The organism is Aeromonas sp. S13(2024) (assembly GCF_041402405.1).
Lineage (GTDB): Bacteria > Pseudomonadota > Gammaproteobacteria > Enterobacterales > Aeromonadaceae > Aeromonas > Aeromonas veronii.
Map to the genome: position 1 here is coordinate 382,524 of NZ_JBGLRA010000002.1, position 14,347 is coordinate 396,870.

At 59.1% G+C, this 14,347-nt stretch carries 16 protein-coding genes; 6 read left to right on the forward strand and 10 right to left on the reverse strand.

Annotated elements, in window-relative coordinates; genetic code table 11:
- Both sdhD and sdhC read right to left on the reverse strand, forming a co-directional pair.
- The gene (gene sdhD, locus ACB042_RS05535) at positions 1–345 is read right to left on the reverse strand and encodes a succinate dehydrogenase, hydrophobic membrane anchor protein (protein WP_005333558.1); all 345 of its coding nucleotides are present in this window, start codon (positions 343–345) and stop codon (positions 1–3) included.
- Positions 339–716 (reverse strand): succinate dehydrogenase cytochrome b556 subunit, encoded by a 378-nt coding sequence (gene sdhC / locus ACB042_RS05540; RefSeq protein ID WP_005333571.1) that lies wholly within the window; start codon positions 714–716, stop codon positions 339–341. The genes sdhD and sdhC overlap by 7 nt, the downstream gene beginning before the upstream one ends.
- Positions 717–1,158: 442 nt before the next feature.
- Between sdhC and ACB042_RS05545 the strand changes: the two genes are divergently transcribed.
- Both ACB042_RS05545 and ACB042_RS05550 read left to right on the forward strand, forming a co-directional pair.
- Positions 1,159–2,445 (forward strand): citrate synthase, encoded by a 1,287-nt coding sequence (locus ACB042_RS05545; RefSeq protein WP_005333572.1) that lies wholly within the window; start codon positions 1,159–1,161, stop codon positions 2,443–2,445.
- Between the two features lie 92 nt (positions 2,446–2,537).
- Positions 2,538–2,858 (forward strand): DUF4377 domain-containing protein, encoded by a 321-nt coding sequence (locus ACB042_RS05550; RefSeq protein WP_019446103.1) that lies wholly within the window; start codon positions 2,538–2,540, stop codon positions 2,856–2,858.
- Between the two features lie 78 nt (positions 2,859–2,936).
- On the opposite strand, the gene ACB042_RS05555 is transcribed toward ACB042_RS05550, so the two are convergent.
- Positions 2,937–3,377, reverse strand: coding sequence for an acetyltransferase (locus ACB042_RS05555; protein ID WP_371177991.1), 441 nt, complete (start codon positions 3,375–3,377; stop codon positions 2,937–2,939).
- Positions 3,378–3,434: 57 nt separating this feature from the next.
- Positions 3,435–4,280, reverse strand: coding sequence for a DUF5718 family protein (locus ACB042_RS05560; protein WP_005361108.1), 846 nt, complete (start codon positions 4,278–4,280; stop codon positions 3,435–3,437).
- A gap of 338 nt (positions 4,281–4,618) precedes the next feature.
- Here ACB042_RS05560 and ACB042_RS05565 point away from each other — a divergent pair, with 338 nt between their 5' ends.
- From ACB042_RS05565 to ACB042_RS05575, 3 genes are all read left to right on the forward strand, one after another.
- The gene (locus ACB042_RS05565; protein WP_236272498.1) at positions 4,619–5,011 is read left to right on the forward strand and encodes an NUDIX domain-containing protein; all 393 of its coding nucleotides are present in this window, start codon (positions 4,619–4,621) and stop codon (positions 5,009–5,011) included.
- 91 nt (positions 5,012–5,102) lie between these two features.
- Positions 5,103–5,609, forward strand: a complete 507-nt coding sequence (locus ACB042_RS05570) for an N-acetyltransferase family protein (protein ID WP_371177992.1) — start codon at positions 5,103–5,105, stop codon at positions 5,607–5,609.
- Positions 5,610–5,906: 297 nt separating this feature from the next.
- Positions 5,907–7,025, forward strand: coding sequence for a glycerol dehydrogenase (locus ACB042_RS05575; RefSeq protein WP_279487017.1), 1,119 nt, complete (start codon positions 5,907–5,909; stop codon positions 7,023–7,025).
- A gap of 106 nt (positions 7,026–7,131) precedes the next feature.
- Here ACB042_RS05575 and pdxY read toward each other — a convergent pair whose 3' ends face one another.
- The 3 genes from pdxY to ACB042_RS05590 form a co-directional block, all read right to left on the reverse strand.
- Complete coding sequence (gene pdxY / locus ACB042_RS05580; RefSeq protein WP_019446110.1) at positions 7,132–7,995, reverse strand: pyridoxal kinase PdxY; 864 nt, start codon at positions 7,993–7,995, stop codon at positions 7,132–7,134.
- A 174-nt stretch (positions 7,996–8,169) separates the two neighbouring features.
- On the reverse strand, positions 8,170–8,946 hold the full coding sequence (locus tag ACB042_RS05585; protein WP_279487016.1) for a DUF429 domain-containing protein: 777 nt from the start codon (positions 8,944–8,946) through the stop codon (positions 8,170–8,172).
- A gap of 84 nt (positions 8,947–9,030) precedes the next feature.
- Entirely contained in the window at positions 9,031–9,594 is a 564-nt protein-coding gene (locus ACB042_RS05590; protein ID WP_019446112.1) for a VC2662 family protein, read from the reverse strand.
- Between the two features lie 260 nt (positions 9,595–9,854).
- On the opposite strand from ACB042_RS05590, the gene ybcJ reads away from it, so the two are divergent.
- Entirely contained in the window at positions 9,855–10,088 is a 234-nt protein-coding gene (ybcJ, locus tag ACB042_RS05595) for a ribosome-associated protein YbcJ (RefSeq protein WP_005361116.1), read from the forward strand.
- A 33-nt stretch (positions 10,089–10,121) separates the two neighbouring features.
- Here ybcJ and ACB042_RS05600 read toward each other — a convergent pair whose 3' ends face one another.
- From ACB042_RS05600 to ACB042_RS05610, 3 genes are all read right to left on the reverse strand, one after another.
- Positions 10,122–10,595: a DUF4442 domain-containing protein gene (locus tag ACB042_RS05600; RefSeq protein ID WP_019446113.1), complete on the reverse strand. Its 474-nt coding sequence runs from the start codon at positions 10,593–10,595 to the stop codon at positions 10,122–10,124.
- A 167-nt stretch (positions 10,596–10,762) separates the two neighbouring features.
- Complete coding sequence (locus tag ACB042_RS05605) at positions 10,763–12,514, reverse strand: ABC transporter transmembrane domain-containing protein (protein ID WP_371177993.1); 1,752 nt, start codon at positions 12,512–12,514, stop codon at positions 10,763–10,765.
- Positions 12,511–14,247 carry an ABC transporter transmembrane domain-containing protein gene (locus ACB042_RS05610; RefSeq protein WP_371177994.1) on the reverse strand — a complete coding sequence of 579 codons (1,737 nt, stop codon included), beginning with the start codon at positions 14,245–14,247 and terminating at the stop codon, positions 12,511–12,513. The genes ACB042_RS05605 and ACB042_RS05610 overlap by 4 nt, the downstream gene beginning before the upstream one ends.
- Positions 14,248–14,347: the final 100 nt, after the last annotated feature.

Consider the following 14,347-nt stretch of genomic DNA (forward strand, 5'->3'; position numbering starts at 1 on the left):
TTACACACCCCACAGCACGACGAAACCCGTCATCAGATAGACAAACAGCACCACGACCAGGGCAAATTGCAGCGCCCCGCGCAGCCCTACCGGCTTGATATAGTCAGTCAGCACCTGCCACAGACCAATCCAGGCGTGGATCAGTACGCAGAGCAGGGTCAACAGGGTGAATACCTTGGTGAATGTTTTGGCGAAGAAGCCTGCCCACACCTCGTAGGTGATGTCGTTGAACGCGACAAAGCCCACCAGATAGAGGACATAACAGGTCATGATGAGGGCGGTGGCGCGGATCAGGATGTAATCGTGAACGCCGCTGCGCCCGAAGGTTGCAGAATTGGTTACCATACAAGCACTCCCGCCAATACAGCCAGGATCGCGGTGATCACGAAGGCCACGCGGGCGCTCTGATTGCCGGATTCCAGCTCTTCCCAATAGCCCATATCCATGACCAGATGACGCAAGCCGCCCACAATGTGGTATGCCAGCGCAGTCAGGATCCCCCACAGCACGAGTTTGACCAGGAAGTTGTCCATGATGGCAACCACGGTTTCAAACCCTTCGGGAGAGGCGAGTGAAGTACCAAGCATCCACAGCAAGATGCCCAGTGCAACAAAGGTAATGACCCCTGAAACACGGTGCAGGATGGATGCAATGGCAGTGACAGGAAAGCTGATCGTCTGTAGGTCGAGGTTGACCGGTCTCTGTTTGTTTTTCACGCTTGCCCACTCAGCTCCATTGAGCACGTTAGTTATTGTTTTAACTCACACTTGAGGGCACGGAATGGTGATTGTTGGTTTTTTGTTACCAAAACACTCTGAAAAAGCCAAAACGCGAGTTTTCGGTTTCACATCAGGCTTTGCCAAAGCGTTTCAAACACCCGCAGCCATGACCCACGTGGCGCAGTATATCGGCGGCCTTAACCGAAGACAATCAATTAGCTACAAAGAAAACACAAAACCGCAAACTCGATCGCATATTTAATTTAACATTTCATTAATGCCATTAATGGGGTTCCAGCAAAATTGACATTGATAAGGAACTCTGTTTCAAATAAGGCGCTCCAGCCACTTCGGTATGGGTAACAACCTTTGCCAGCGTCATAAAAGTCGTAATAGAGTAGGACTGGAACCAAATTATAAAGAGCAAAGGAGACGTGCTATGGCTGATAAGATAGCCACCCTACACCTGCCCGGAAAAGATCCGGTCGAACTGCCGATCCTCTCCGGCACCATCGGCCCGGATGTCATCGATGTCAGAAAATTGGGATCACAGGGGTATTTCACCTTTGACCCCGGTTTTATGGCGACCGGTTCTTGCAAATCTGCCATTACCTACATTGACGGGGATCAGGGTGTCTTGCTGCACCGTGGTTACCCCATCGCCCAGTTGGCCACCCAAGCCACCTATCTGGAAGTCTGCTATATCCTGCTGTACGGCGAAGCGCCGACCAAGGCCCAATATGCCGAATTCGAACGCTTGGTCACCCGCCACACCATGGTGCACGAGCAGATCGCCTTCTTCTTCCGCGGCTTCCGTCGTGACTCCCACCCCATGGCCATTATGTGCGGTGTAGTCAGCGCCCTCTCCGCCTTCTATCACGATGCCCTCGACATCAATAACGAGCAGCATCGCGAGATCTGTGCCTTCCGTCTGCTCTCCAAGATGCCGACTCTGGCCGCCATGTGTTACAAGTACTCCATCGGCCAGCCGTTCATGCAGCCGCGTAACGCCCTCTCCTATGCCGGTAACTTCCTGCACATGATGTTTGGCGTGCCGACCGAAGAGTACAAGGTCAACCCCATCGTTGAACGTGCCATGGATCGTATCTTTACCCTCCATGCGGATCACGAGCAGAACGCCTCCACCTCCACCGTTCGTCTGGCTGGCTCCTCCGGTGCCAACCCGTTCGCCTGTATCGCCGCGGGGATCGCCTCCCTGTGGGGACCAGCCCACGGTGGTGCCAACGAAGCCTGCCTGCGCATGCTGGAAGAGATCGGCTCGGTGGATCGCATCCCCGAGTACATCGCCAAGGCCAAGGACAAGAATGACCCGTTCCGTCTGATGGGCTTCGGTCACCGTGTCTACAAAAACCACGACCCTCGTGCCACAGTGATGCGTGAAACCTGCCACGAAGTACTGACCGAGCTGCAGATCAAGGATCCGCTGCTGGACGTAGCCATGGAGCTGGAGCGTATTGCGCTCTCCGACCCCTACTTCGTCGAGAAGAAACTCTACCCGAACGTGGACTTCTACTCCGGCATCATCATGAAGGCGATCGGCATCCCGATGAGCATGTTCACCGTGATCTTCGCCATCTCCCGCACTATCGGCTGGATTGCGCACTGGAACGAGTTCCACTCAGACCCGGACAGCAAGATTGGTCGCCCACGCCAGCTCTACGTAGGCCACCCGCTGCGCGAGTTCACTCCACTCGAGCAGCGCTAACCACTGCGCTGATATGGTTTGTTACAAAGGCGGTCATTGACCGCCTTTTTGTTTGCCGCTCTAATGCCCCCTTTCGCGTTAAGGAGTCCATTATGAAACCACTGTTTATCAGCGCAGCCTTGCTGCTGACCGCCTGCCAGAGCGCCCCCGCATCGTCACAGGGGGAGACCCTCTATATCAACAGCCAGTTGGTCGATTGCGTCGGAGTTGGCCCAATGCAGTGCATGCAGGTTCGCAGTGATGAGCAGCAGCCCTGGACGCTGTTCTACCAGAATATCGAAGGTTTCCAGTTCGAGCCTGGCTATCGCTACCAGCTCACTGTCAGCAAGGAGCAGCTCACCGATGTGCCGGCCGATGCCCCCTCCGTGCGCTATCAGCTGATCAAGGTAGTGAACAAGGTCGCCAGCAAGTAACAAACACGATCAAAAAAACGGGGGATGGCTGATGCCATCCCCCGTTGGTTTATGGGTACTGTGCCTCATCAGGCACGATCAGGTCGGCGCCAGCGCCATATGCAGCAACGGATAGGGCTTGCCCTGACCATCCAGCGGCGAGCGACCCGTCACGGTGAATCCCATCTTCAGATAGAAGCCCACCGACTGTTCGTTCTGCTCGTTGACGTCAACCTGCGTCGCGCCGCCCTGTTCGATGGCATGCGCCACCAGCAAACGCCCCACGCCACTACCGCGCGCCTCGGGAGCCACAAACAGCATCTCCAGCTTGCCCTCGTGCACTCCGCTAAAACCCGCAACGTTCCCCTCTTCTGTACGGGCACAGTGCAGTGTCACCGCATCGAAGTAGTGCTCCAGAATAAGCGGTTTAAGCGCGAGGATCTCGGCCTCCTGCAGAAAGTGGTGGGTCGCCCGCACAGAGGCCTCCCACAGATCGATCAGGGCCGGATAATCGGCCTGGGATACCGGAACAATCGTCATGAAATAACTAGATATGATAACCAGCGGGAAGAGACACCTTCCCGCTGGCAACGGTGATTAGCGCGCCTGCACCGCCTGCAGCAGCACCGACATATCAGCGCCAAAGTTGCGGCTGCGGATCGCTTCGCGAATATCCGCTTCGCTATAACGGCTGCCCGGATAGACCACCACGCAGGAAGTGTCGCCCGGTTTGAGGAAGTGGGTCTCGCCAAACGGGGTATAGCGGGTGGCACCGATACTGATGAGCGCATGGGGAGGATGTCCCGCCTGCGCCAGCAGTCCCTGAATGTGCTCCGCCGGCCCTTCATCCTGCTGATGATTGAACTTGTCGATGGCCCAGTCGAGCAGCTTGCCGTGGAAGTAGCTGTAGTCGATGGCGGCGCTGTCTACCCCGTAGGCGTGCAGCTCGCCATCGCGCTCCAGATAGCAGGCGATGCGATAGTCATCGAGCTCGCAACCGGCGGCAAAACCGGAAAGCGGCAGCAGCTTGGCCGCCAACCCCTTGCTCTCTTCGCCCCAGTTCTTCTTCTCGCTGATCTTCTTGGCGTTGGGACGGCGGATGGAGCAGTCGTTATAGGCACCAAAGGCACGGGGATGGATCGCCACCACCTGCTTTCCGGCATACTCCAGCTCGCACCAGAGGGCTACTTCCGGCTCGATCTGCACCTTCTCGTCACCGCTGACCGCCGCTTCCGGCAGGAAGATCGCCTTGTCGCTCAACGGGAATACCCCGAGCTGACCCGGATGGCCCGGCACGAAGAAGGGAAACAGCGCCTTGGGCGCCGTGGTGTCGCGCACGACTACCGCTACGAAGTCCGACGCTTCACCCGCCTGCTCCAGATGACCGGCGAAATTGCCCGCGACCCCGAGTCCGATAAACTTGCTCTCTGCTGCTATCTGCATCTTGCTCACCTGCATCTTGCCAACGCAAGGTAGCAGGCTCGTCGCCTACTACCGCTAAAGTGGCAAGATTAAACCACAAGGACCCCGCCTTCGCCCAGTCCGGCCCTGTCGTGATGTGCGCCAGCCCGCTTTTTTAGGGACGAGAAAGCTGTGGCGAACCAGCCATTGCGCACTCATTCAGCTACGCGGTCACCGCGCTGGAAACAGTGCGTTTCCGGCCTATCCCCTCTTTCTCCTTGGGACTCAACTTCATCTTTGTTAGGCTGCCGGCATGCAAAACAACTGTGCGCTTGAGTGCGCCAGTGCTCATCACGGCAACCCCATTGGAGAGAAAACAGATGATCGACAAACTCGCCTGGCTCACCTTTAAAGATCAGCAACTGCTCTGCGCCCGCTCCCACGGCAAGGGCATCTATTACATCCCGGGCGGCAAGCGGGAACCGGGCGAGAGCGACGAGGCGGCGCTGATCCGCGAGATTGAGGAGGAGCTGGCTGTCACCCTGCAGCCCGATACCCTGCGCTTTGCCTGCGAGTTCAGCGCCCAGGCCGATGGCAAACCGGCAGGAGTCGAGGTGCGGCTGCGCTGTTACACCGGCGAAGCGAGCGGCACCCCGATCGCCTCGGCAGAAATTGCCGAACTGCGCTGGCTCGACAGCTCTCACCTCGATGAGCTCTCCCCCGTCTCCCGCCTGCTGTTTGTCTGGCTGGTTGAGCAGGGGCTGATCCGCTGACAAGCCGTACTCGCGGCGAGCATACGTACCCACCTCATATGAACCAACGGTGGCAATCAGCCACATAGCAACGCAACGACAAGGATGTCAGATGGACATTGTGGAAGTTAATTGCGCAGCGACCTATCAAAGAGCGCTCATCACCCTGCTGCAAGATTGTGTCGATAGCGGCGCCTCGGTCGGTTTTTTACCGCCGCTGACCACGGAGGAATCTACCCGCTACTGGCAAGGAGTTGAAGCGGATCTAGCGGCAGGTCACCGAAATCTGTGGCTGGCCCTTGAGCAGCAACAGATCGTAGGAGCGATTCAGCTCGCGCTCTGTGGCAAGGCCAACGGTCGCCACCGGGCCGAAGTGGAAAAACTGATGGTACTGCAAACGGCGAGAGGTAAAGGTGTCGGTCGTGCGCTGATGCAGGCCTTGGAACAAGGCGCCCATGCCGCGGGCCGTTCGCTGCTGGTGCTGGATACTCGCGCCGGTGATGTGGCCTCCCACCTTTATCGTCAACTCGGCTATCTGGAGGCGGGCCAGATCCCGAGCTTTGCACGCAACGCCGATGGCTCCCTTGCTGCGACCGCAATCTTCTACAAACTGCTCTGACTATCTCCTATCCCTTATCCAAATACAGCAGGGCCGCACCAAGCGGCCCTGCTTGTTGCCAGCGTGACTGTTTGTTGCAGCAATATGGCTTGCGACGGATTGCCACGATAGAGCCATTGCGCCTGCATGCCTCAACACCGCCAATCGCCACCCCAAAATACAGCCAAATAAATAGAAAGATTAATTAATGATTAAAACACCCCCCTTTTATTCTTCATCTATTGCCTCATCAGGCGTATCGTAAGAGACCCATTTGATAATCAACTTTTTGTTATTCACTGCCTTGAGGAATAATGGATGCCCACTTTGCCCCGTACAGTTACCTCCCCCAAAAAGTTCATCATCGGTCAACACCTTCTCCCGCAACTCCATGAGCACGTTAAAGATTTTGGTGACTATGCGTTGCTCATCAGCGATGAGTTCATTCTGGAGCGGGTACGGGAAGAAGCTTTGGCGGGGCTCCTGCAGGCAGGCCTCAGGGGAGTGGTCGACAAGTTTCGCTATGAATGCACCGAACAGGAGATCCACCGCCTGACCCACCTTGCAGAGCAATATGGTGCGAACGTGATTGTCGGGATCGGCGGCGGCAAGACGCTGGATGTCGCCAAGGCCGTGGCCTTCTATCTGCGCCGTCCGGTTGTGCTATTCCCGACGATTGCCTCCACGGACGCCCCCTGCACGGCACTGGCGGTGATCTACAACCAGGCGGGGGAATTTGAGCGCTATCTGTTCCTGCCGCAAAATCCGGACGTGGTGCTGGCTGACACGGCCATCATTGCCGCCGCCCCTCCCCGCTTCTTTTCCGCTGGCGTCGGTGATGCCCTGGCCACCTATTTCGAGGCGCGCGCCTGCTATCGGTCGGACGGGCTCAATCTGGTCGGCAAGCGTCCTTCACGCACTGGCCTTGGTCTGGCACAGCTCTGTTACGAGCTGCTTGGTGAGAACATCGAGCTGGCCATGGATGCAATACGCCACCATGTCTCGACTCCGGCGCTGGAGCAGGTCATCGAGGCCACCATCTACCTCAGCGGGGTCGGCGCAGAAGCCGGTGGACTGGCCGCCGCTCATGCCGTCAACAACGGCATGTCACTGATCCCGGAGCTCCATCGTGCCCAGCATGGCGAGAAGGTGGTCTTCGGCTTGCTGACCCAACTTGTGCTTGAGCGCGCCCCGCAACATGAACTTGATGAGGTGTTTCGCATCATAGACTGTGCGGGTCTGCCCATGACGCTGCAAGAACTGGGGCTCACCCACTTTGATGACAGCGAGTGGCGCAAGGTGGCGCAGCTGGCCTGCGATCCCCTCGATACCATGGGCAACATGCCGATGACAGTGAGTGAACAGGATGTCTACGCCGCCGTGGTAGCGGCCAATGCCATGGCTGAGCGTTATCGCCTCCGCCATCCCCGCATCTGATTGCTGCCGCACTAAATAGGCAAACAGTAAAAAGGCTTGCCCATTGGCAAGCCTTTTTCATCTGCATCCCACCCCCTTGTCGGGATAGACAAAAGTCCGCGTTGACTCAGGGGAGTTTCACCGCTCGCACTGCAACCTCTGGCAGGGCGAAGGCATCTTGCGCGGCGATGAGTTGCAGCTCGTAAGCCTGCTGGCGCCAGGTCTCCTGCAGCACCGCATCCACCGAGGCGTTGGTGCGCTCGAACGCGCTGACCGCATCGTGACCGGCCAGCAAATTGGCCAGCATCAGGGCGCTGATAAGATCGCCAACCCCCACCGGCTGGCGGGCAAAGTCATAGAGCGGACGGGCAATCAAGTAATCCCCTTGCGGGGTGGCCAGCAGCATCTCGAAGCGGCTGGAGTCCTGCGCCGCACGACCGAGATGCTTGACCAGCACCAGCTTGACGCCGCGGGCCAGCAGCTGATGGGCGGCGGCGCGGGTCTGATCCAGATCAGCCAGATGGGTATCACAGAGGGTCTCCAGCTCCAGCAGGTTGGGGGCCATCATGTCGGCCACCGGCAGCGCCTGCTCGGTCAGGAAACGGGTGACGCCGGGGGCAACGATGCACCCCTTCTCCGGGTGACCCATCACAGGGTCGCAGAAGTAGATGGCATCAGGGTTGGCCGCCTTGACGGCGTTGACCACGGTCAGGATCTCGTCCCCCTGCTCGGCGGAGCCAAGGTAGCCGCTCAGCACGGCGTCACACTGGCTCAACACCTCGATATTGCCCAATCCTTTCACCAGCGCACTGATATGACCCGCCGGCATCGCCATTCCCTGCCACCCCTGGGCATATTGGGTGTGGTTGGAAAACTGCACCGTGTTGATGGGCCATACATCCATACCGAGGCGGCGCATGGGGAAGACGGCCGCGCTGTTGCCGGCACAACCAAAGACCACGTGGGACTGAATAGAGAGAACGGATTTCATCGGGAATACCACAGCAAAGGATCAGCAAGGTGGGCAATATATCGGATGAAGATAACGATGCGCCACCTTGGCGCGGGATGAACAGGCAATTTCCTGACTAAAGACAGGTTTTTTGCGCCATTTGGCCCGCGTCGACAGGATGAGCGGCGCCATGATCCGCCGCGTCACCGTCCATCACATGCCGTTGTGCTCAACGCCATGACGAGCAAAGTGATAGACCCATCCCTCATCACACGGCATGTCACTGGGTGGCGAAATCAGCTCAGGCAATACCGTCACCTTGCCACCAGCGGCATATTGCAGCGCCATCAGGGCACAGAGCGCCGCATCGTAGCGATCAGTGCCGACCAGCACATCCGCAGGCAGCTGCGCCGCCAGCTCGGGCCGTGCCGGGGAGGCCTTGCCGCCCACTTTGGCCAATGCCGGATAGACCTCCAGCACGGCGCGACTGGCCTTCGGGGCAACGGTCGGCACCAGTTGCAGATCCGAGAGTCGCGGCAGCATGGAGAGCGCCAGGGTCGCATTGTTACCGAGCCGGTCGAAGGTGGCCGAGAGCGGCTTCTTGCCGTACTGCTGATACAACCAGCGCTCGCAGTCACGATAGGCGTAGGGGTTGTCTATCTCCCGCTCGGGAGCGGCGCAGCTATGTGGCTGGCCGTTGAGCAGATCCCGCAAGGCGCGGGGAAAGGCGAGCGGCGCATCGATACCGAGCGCCAGTTGCGGGCAGGCTTCTACCTGCGCCAACGTGGCCTCATTTTGCAGGGCCGGACGCAGCAGAGCGGCCAGATCCGGCGCCACCCGCGAGCTCAGACGAAACAGCGGCGACACCCCGAGCCAGTGCAGGCGGTTGGATTCGGCCTGCCAGCCCACCACGGCCACCGCCTGGGCACTGCCCTGCCAGCCACGCACATCCCAGCCGATCCCGATTGCACTCATCTGCCCTGCCGTCATCAATTACCTCTGTTCGCCTGTCACAAGTTGCAAGAGGCACAGGGTAATCAGCAGATGTCTTTAACGCAAAGCGAACTGCCTTGGTCAGAACGATTTCTGGAAGTTCACCAGCGGCAAAATGGGGAAAACGCCGTTGGCGGCATAGTTGGCTAGCCCGATCTGCAAGCCATCGAGGTGCTTGGTCGCATTGATAAAGCCAATCTGGAAGGTGGTACGCTCGGCATAGTTGACCAGGCCAACGTTGGCCAGCGCATTGCCCTTAGCGATATTGACCGCCCCCCAGTTGAGCCCCTGTACATTGTTGGTCAGGTTGACCAGCCCCAGATTGACGCCGGTATCCTGCCCTTCGTGCCAGTTGATGGCGTTGATGGCGACCCCACCAAACTGGTGACGCACCCGACCAGCACCGAGAAAGATCCCGAGCTGCAGGCCGCTGAACTGATCCACATCGGAGAGAGCGAAGATTGGCAGATCAATGCCCTTCACCTGACCGGTCCGACCGTAGAGCAGCGAGGCGCGCGCTCCTTCCACCTGATGGGACGCGGGCAAATTGACCCCGGGCAGCGAGACCTGCACCGGAGTACTGGCCTGCGCGACACCGCACAGAGTCAGGGCGCTGCATGCCAGCAGCAGGCGGGAGAGTGTCATGGAAAGTTCCTTGGGCCATTGAGAGTGGCCCGATCCTAACAGTCAGGGGAGAGTGTGTGCACACCAGCAGGGACGAGGTGCGTCACGATACGTCACGGGTGGCCCTCTCACCTCTCCATCAGGTCTTGCGAAAGCGCCACCTTAAAGACAATCGGCCACTTTTTCGCAGCGAGTGGCCCCTCTTCCTTTCTTTGCCTGAGCGAACTGCCTAAAATAGTCGCCCTGCTGTATCCGGCATTCATCCATCTAGAGGATTTTCCATGGAGACGTTTCTGCTCGAAGGTCACCCCTTCGTTGCCTTGTGTGACCTTATCAAACATCAGGGGTGGGCCGATTGTGGCGGCGCCGCCAAAGCCCTCGTTGCCGAAGGGCTGGTCGAGGTGGACGGTCAGGTCGAGACCCGCAAGCGCTGCAAGATCGTGGCCGAACAGGTGGTCAACTTCAACGGCATGAAGGTCGTGGTGAAAGAGGGCGTCAGCCCGGAGATTGGCTAAACACGTTTCGGGGAGCCACTCTCCGGCAACCCGCTAGCTGGCCTTGATCGACAGGGTCAGCACAAAACGCGCCATCGCCTCATCCCCGTTCAATGACGGACAGGTGGCCACCACCTGGATGGGGCGATTGATGCGCTGACCGCTTGCCAGCGATTCGTCGATCATGGCGTCAATCTCCTCCCCCGCTGCGCAGTCGAACTGCACATCCCCCTCCGGTCGTTTCAAAAACTCCCCCTGCACATCCTTGAAGGCGAAGTGCACCTTCTTGCGCCGCTGCCGCCCTTTCTCCATCACCAGCAGACCACCTACCAGATCGGCGCCGGTCGCCAGCGCACCAAAATACATGCTGCCCAGGTGGTTGCGGGTACGCCAGCCAAGGGGAATGCGAATGCGCAGCGCCTTGGCGTTCATCTCTTCGATGATCGGGGCACAAAACCCGATGACGGGAATATAGCGCCAGGCAAACAGCCGGAGCGCCAGATTGGCTTTGAAGCGTTGCAAATCCATATGCGAACTGATCCGATGAGTTAATGTAAACAATATGTTGCCTGCATCTGCGCCATTCGACAAGCACAGGGATCACGGTTACGACCTTTTGCCCAACCCAAAAAAACAGAGGGAATCGCACCGGTTCCCTCTTTTCGCTCATGTCGCTGTTACAGCAAATGTGCCGATCAGGCGCGCTTCTCTTCCAGCCAAGCCCCCTGACTCTGCATCTCGAACAGCTGGGCATAGTGACCGCCGAGGGCCATCAACTCACCATGGGTACCCCGCTCGCTCACCTGACCGCGGGAGAGCAGCAGGATCTCGTCCGCATCGACGATGGTCGAGAGGCGGTGGGCGATGGCGATGGTGGTGCGGCCACGACGGGCAGCAGAGATCGCCTGCGACAGCGCCAACTCGGTCTGGGAGTCCACGCTGGCCGTCGCTTCATCCAGAATGAGGATACGCGGATCCCCCACCAGCGCGCGGGCAAAGGAGAGCAGTTGCCGCTGACCGGCGGAGAGGTTCTTGCCCCCCTCCTCCATCAGGGTGTTGATCCCCTCCGGCAGGCTGCGCACAAACTCGGCCAACTGCACCTCGCTCAGCGCCTGCCAGAGCCGCGCGTCATCTATTCCGGCGCGGCCGAGACGCAGGTTCTCCGCCAGGGTGCCGACGAAGATAAAGGGATCTTGCTGCACCAGCCCGATGCTGCGGCGCACCGCCGCCAGCGACAGGGTATCCAGTGCGTGCTCATCGAAGCGGATCTGCCCCTGATCCAGCGGATAGAAGCCCATCAGCAAGCTGATGATGGTGGACTTGCCGCTGCCGGTATGGCCCACCAGCGCCAGCATCTGGCCCGGTTTTGCGGAAAAACTGACCTCCCGCAGCACCTGTTGCTCACCATCGTAGGAAAAGCTCACCCGCTCGAAACTGACCCGCCCTTCCAGCGGGATCATCTCGCCCTCGGTGCTCTCGCGAGTTTCATCGAGCAGGGCAAAGACACGCTCCCCCGCCACCATCGCCTGCTGCAGCTGGTTAAGCTGGTTGGTCATCTCGATGAGCGGCTCGATCATCCGCCCCAGATAGCTGATAAAGGCGTAGAGCACCCCCACCTGAATGGCACCGGCGTGGCTCCCCCCCTCGTGGGCGAACAGCGCCAACAGACCGATCAGCACCATCATGTAGAAGAGATCGATGAGCGGACGCAGCAAAATGCCGTTGATCTTGAGGCTCTTGATCCGTGCCGACCAGTGCTGCTGGTTCACCTCGGCAAAGGCGTTGGCAAAGTGGCGCTCCTGCACCATCGCCTGGATCACCGGCATCCCCTGCAGCGACTCGTTGAGGCGGCTGTTAATGTCGGAGAGCAGACTGCGGGTCGCTCGCACCACCGGCACGCTCAGTTTCTGGTAGAGCCACATCACCCCGCCCACAGCGGGCAGCAACAGGGAGCAGACCAGCATCAGCCGCAGATCCAGCAGCGCCATCGAGATGAGGATGCCGCACAACAGCACCACCTTTTGCACCAGCAAGCCGATCACCTGCACATAGAGGTTCATGATCGCTTCGGTGTCGTTGGTGATGCGGGAAATCAGCGAGCCGGATCGATGCTTGTCAAAGTAGCGGGCCGGCAAGCGGATGGCGGTGGCAAACACCTGCTCGCGCAAGGTTTGCACCACCGCCTGGGCGATACGGTTAAAGCGCAGGGATTGCAAATAGAAGCCCGCCGCCGAGAGTACCTGCAAGCCCAGATAGCCCGCTGCAATCAGGGCTATGGTGGGCAGCACGATATTGCGAGGCGCCAGATAGTCATCGATAAAGAGCTTGATCAGCAGCGGCCCGGCCACTTCGGCGCCGGTGGCAAGCAGCAAACAGATCCCCGCCTGAATAAGCCAGCGAGGATACTGGGCGCAGTAGGCGAGCAGTCGTTTAATGGTCGGATTCACAGGCTCTCCTCCACCGCTTCTTCGAGACGCTGGTAACGCACCATATCTGCGTACCAGCCATTGTGCGCCATCAGGGCACCGTGATGACCTCGCTCGCTAATGGCCCCCTGCTCCAACACCAGGATCTCGTCAGCCTGCTCCACCGCCGTCATGCGATGGCTGACCAGGATCAGGGTGCGACGATTGGCTTTGAGAGCGTGCAGAATTTGCTGCTCGGTGTGGGCATCCACCGCCGAGAGCGCATCATCGAGCACCAGAATGGGCGCCTCCAGCAGCAGGGCGCGGGCAATGGCCAGCCGCTGTTTCTGGCCGCCGGAGAGGGTCACCCCTTTCTCCCCCACCTCGGTCTCATAGCCCTTGGGGAAACGCACGATATCATCGTGGACACAGGCAATGCGTGCCACCCGTTCGACCTCCTCGCGGCTCGCATCGGGTTTGCCCAGGGCGATATTGGCGGCGATGGTGGTGGAAAACAGGAATGGCTCCTGTGGCACATAGGCAAACTGGCTGCGCAGTGTGGCGAGCGGCAACTGGTCAATCGGTACGCCCCCCATGACAATCGAACCGTGAGTCGGATTGGCAAGGCGCATCAACAGCTTGAGCAGGGAGCTCTTGCCTGCCCCGGTGCGCCCCACCACCCCGAGCATCCCCCCTTGCTTGAGGGTAACGTCGATATCCGCAAGCAGGGTGCGCTGCTCAAGTTGATAGCTCACCCCTTTGATCTGCAAAGGAAAGGCAGAGGTAAACGCGGCAGGCTGGGCGGGCTCTTCGATATCGCTGCGCTCCCCCAGCAGGCTTTCGATACGGGAGTAGGCGGCGCTACCCCGCTCGATGATGTTGAACAACCAGGCGATGGCAAACATCGGCCAGATCAGCTGGCCGAGGTACATGGTGAAGCTGGTGAGCTCACCCAGGGTCAACTCACCCTGCAGCACCAGCACACTGCCCCCCGCCACCGCGAGGAAGTAGGAGCAACCGATACAGAGATAGATGACCGGATCGAATTTGGCATCGATGCGGGCCACAGCCATATTGCGCGCCCCCGCCTGTTTGGTCAGCTCGGCAAAGCCTTCATCTTCCAGCGATTCAACCGCATAGGATTTCAACACCCGCACGCCGGAAAGGGCCTCCTGGGTCTTGTTGTTGAGCTTGGAGAAGGCCCCTTGCGCCGCCTTGAACTGGGTGTAGATCTGGGTGCCGAAGCGGTTCATGAAATAGGCCATCACCGGCAGCGGCAACAAGGAGACCAGCGTCAACTGCCAGGAGTACTGGCTACACATGATGGAGAGCACCAATACCCCGACCATGATGGAGTCCACCAGAGTCAGCACCCCTTCGCCAGCGGTCATCTCCACCGCCTGAATGTCATTGGTGGCATGGGCCATCAAATCGCCAGTACGGTGGCGCTGATAAAAATCGGGGCTCATCCGGGTGAAATGGCTGAAAAGGCGATTGCGCAGCACATAGGCCAGACGGTAAGAGGCACCAAACAGCATCACCCGCCAAACGTAGCGCAGCAGATAAATCAGCACACCCAGACCAAACAGCCCCGCCAGATAGCGCATCAGGGTACCATTGTCGAGACCACCCTTGGTGATGCCATCCACCACCCAGCCCACCACTTTGGGCGGAATAACGGTCAACAGGGCCACCATCAGCAGCAGGGAGATGGCGGCCAGATAACGGGGCCACTGCTCCTTGAAAAACCAGCTCAATCGTAGAAATACGCTCACACCACCAACCTTTAGCGCTCTCTGCCCGTGACCGCTCCAAGGAGCGGCCATCAGAGAAGCCACGCAGAAATAGAAGAATGAAAACAATCGCCTCCGGCTG

Excerpts from the sequence above, each read along its gene's own strand:
- sdhD (WP_005333558.1), bottom strand. The coding sequence starts at position 345 with ATGGTAACCAATTCTGCAACCTTCGGGCGCAGCGGCGTTCACGATTAC.
- ACB042_RS05545 (WP_005333572.1), top strand. The coding sequence starts at position 1,159 with ATGGCTGATAAGATAGCCACCCTACACCTGCCCGGAAAAGATCCGGTC.
- ACB042_RS05550 (WP_019446103.1), top strand. The coding sequence starts at position 2,538 with ATGAAACCACTGTTTATCAGCGCAGCCTTGCTGCTGACCGCCTGCCAG.
- ACB042_RS05555 (WP_371177991.1), bottom strand. The coding sequence starts at position 3,377 with ATGACGATTGTTCCGGTATCCCAGGCCGATTATCCGGCCCTGATCGAT.
- ACB042_RS05560 (WP_005361108.1), bottom strand. The coding sequence starts at position 4,280 with ATGCAGATAGCAGCAGAGAGCAAGTTTATCGGACTCGGGGTCGCGGGC.
- ACB042_RS05565 (WP_236272498.1), top strand. The coding sequence starts at position 4,619 with ATGATCGACAAACTCGCCTGGCTCACCTTTAAAGATCAGCAACTGCTC.
- ACB042_RS05570 (WP_371177992.1), top strand. The coding sequence starts at position 5,103 with ATGGACATTGTGGAAGTTAATTGCGCAGCGACCTATCAAAGAGCGCTC.
- ACB042_RS05575 (WP_279487017.1), top strand. The coding sequence starts at position 5,907 with ATGCCCACTTTGCCCCGTACAGTTACCTCCCCCAAAAAGTTCATCATC.
- pdxY (WP_019446110.1), bottom strand. The coding sequence starts at position 7,995 with ATGAAATCCGTTCTCTCTATTCAGTCCCACGTGGTCTTTGGTTGTGCC.
- ACB042_RS05585 (WP_279487016.1), bottom strand. The coding sequence starts at position 8,946 with ATGACGGCAGGGCAGATGAGTGCAATCGGGATCGGCTGGGATGTGCGT.
- ACB042_RS05590 (WP_019446112.1), bottom strand. The coding sequence starts at position 9,594 with ATGACACTCTCCCGCCTGCTGCTGGCATGCAGCGCCCTGACTCTGTGC.
- ybcJ (WP_005361116.1), top strand. The coding sequence starts at position 9,855 with ATGGAGACGTTTCTGCTCGAAGGTCACCCCTTCGTTGCCTTGTGTGAC.
- ACB042_RS05600 (WP_019446113.1), bottom strand. The coding sequence starts at position 10,595 with ATGGATTTGCAACGCTTCAAAGCCAATCTGGCGCTCCGGCTGTTTGCC.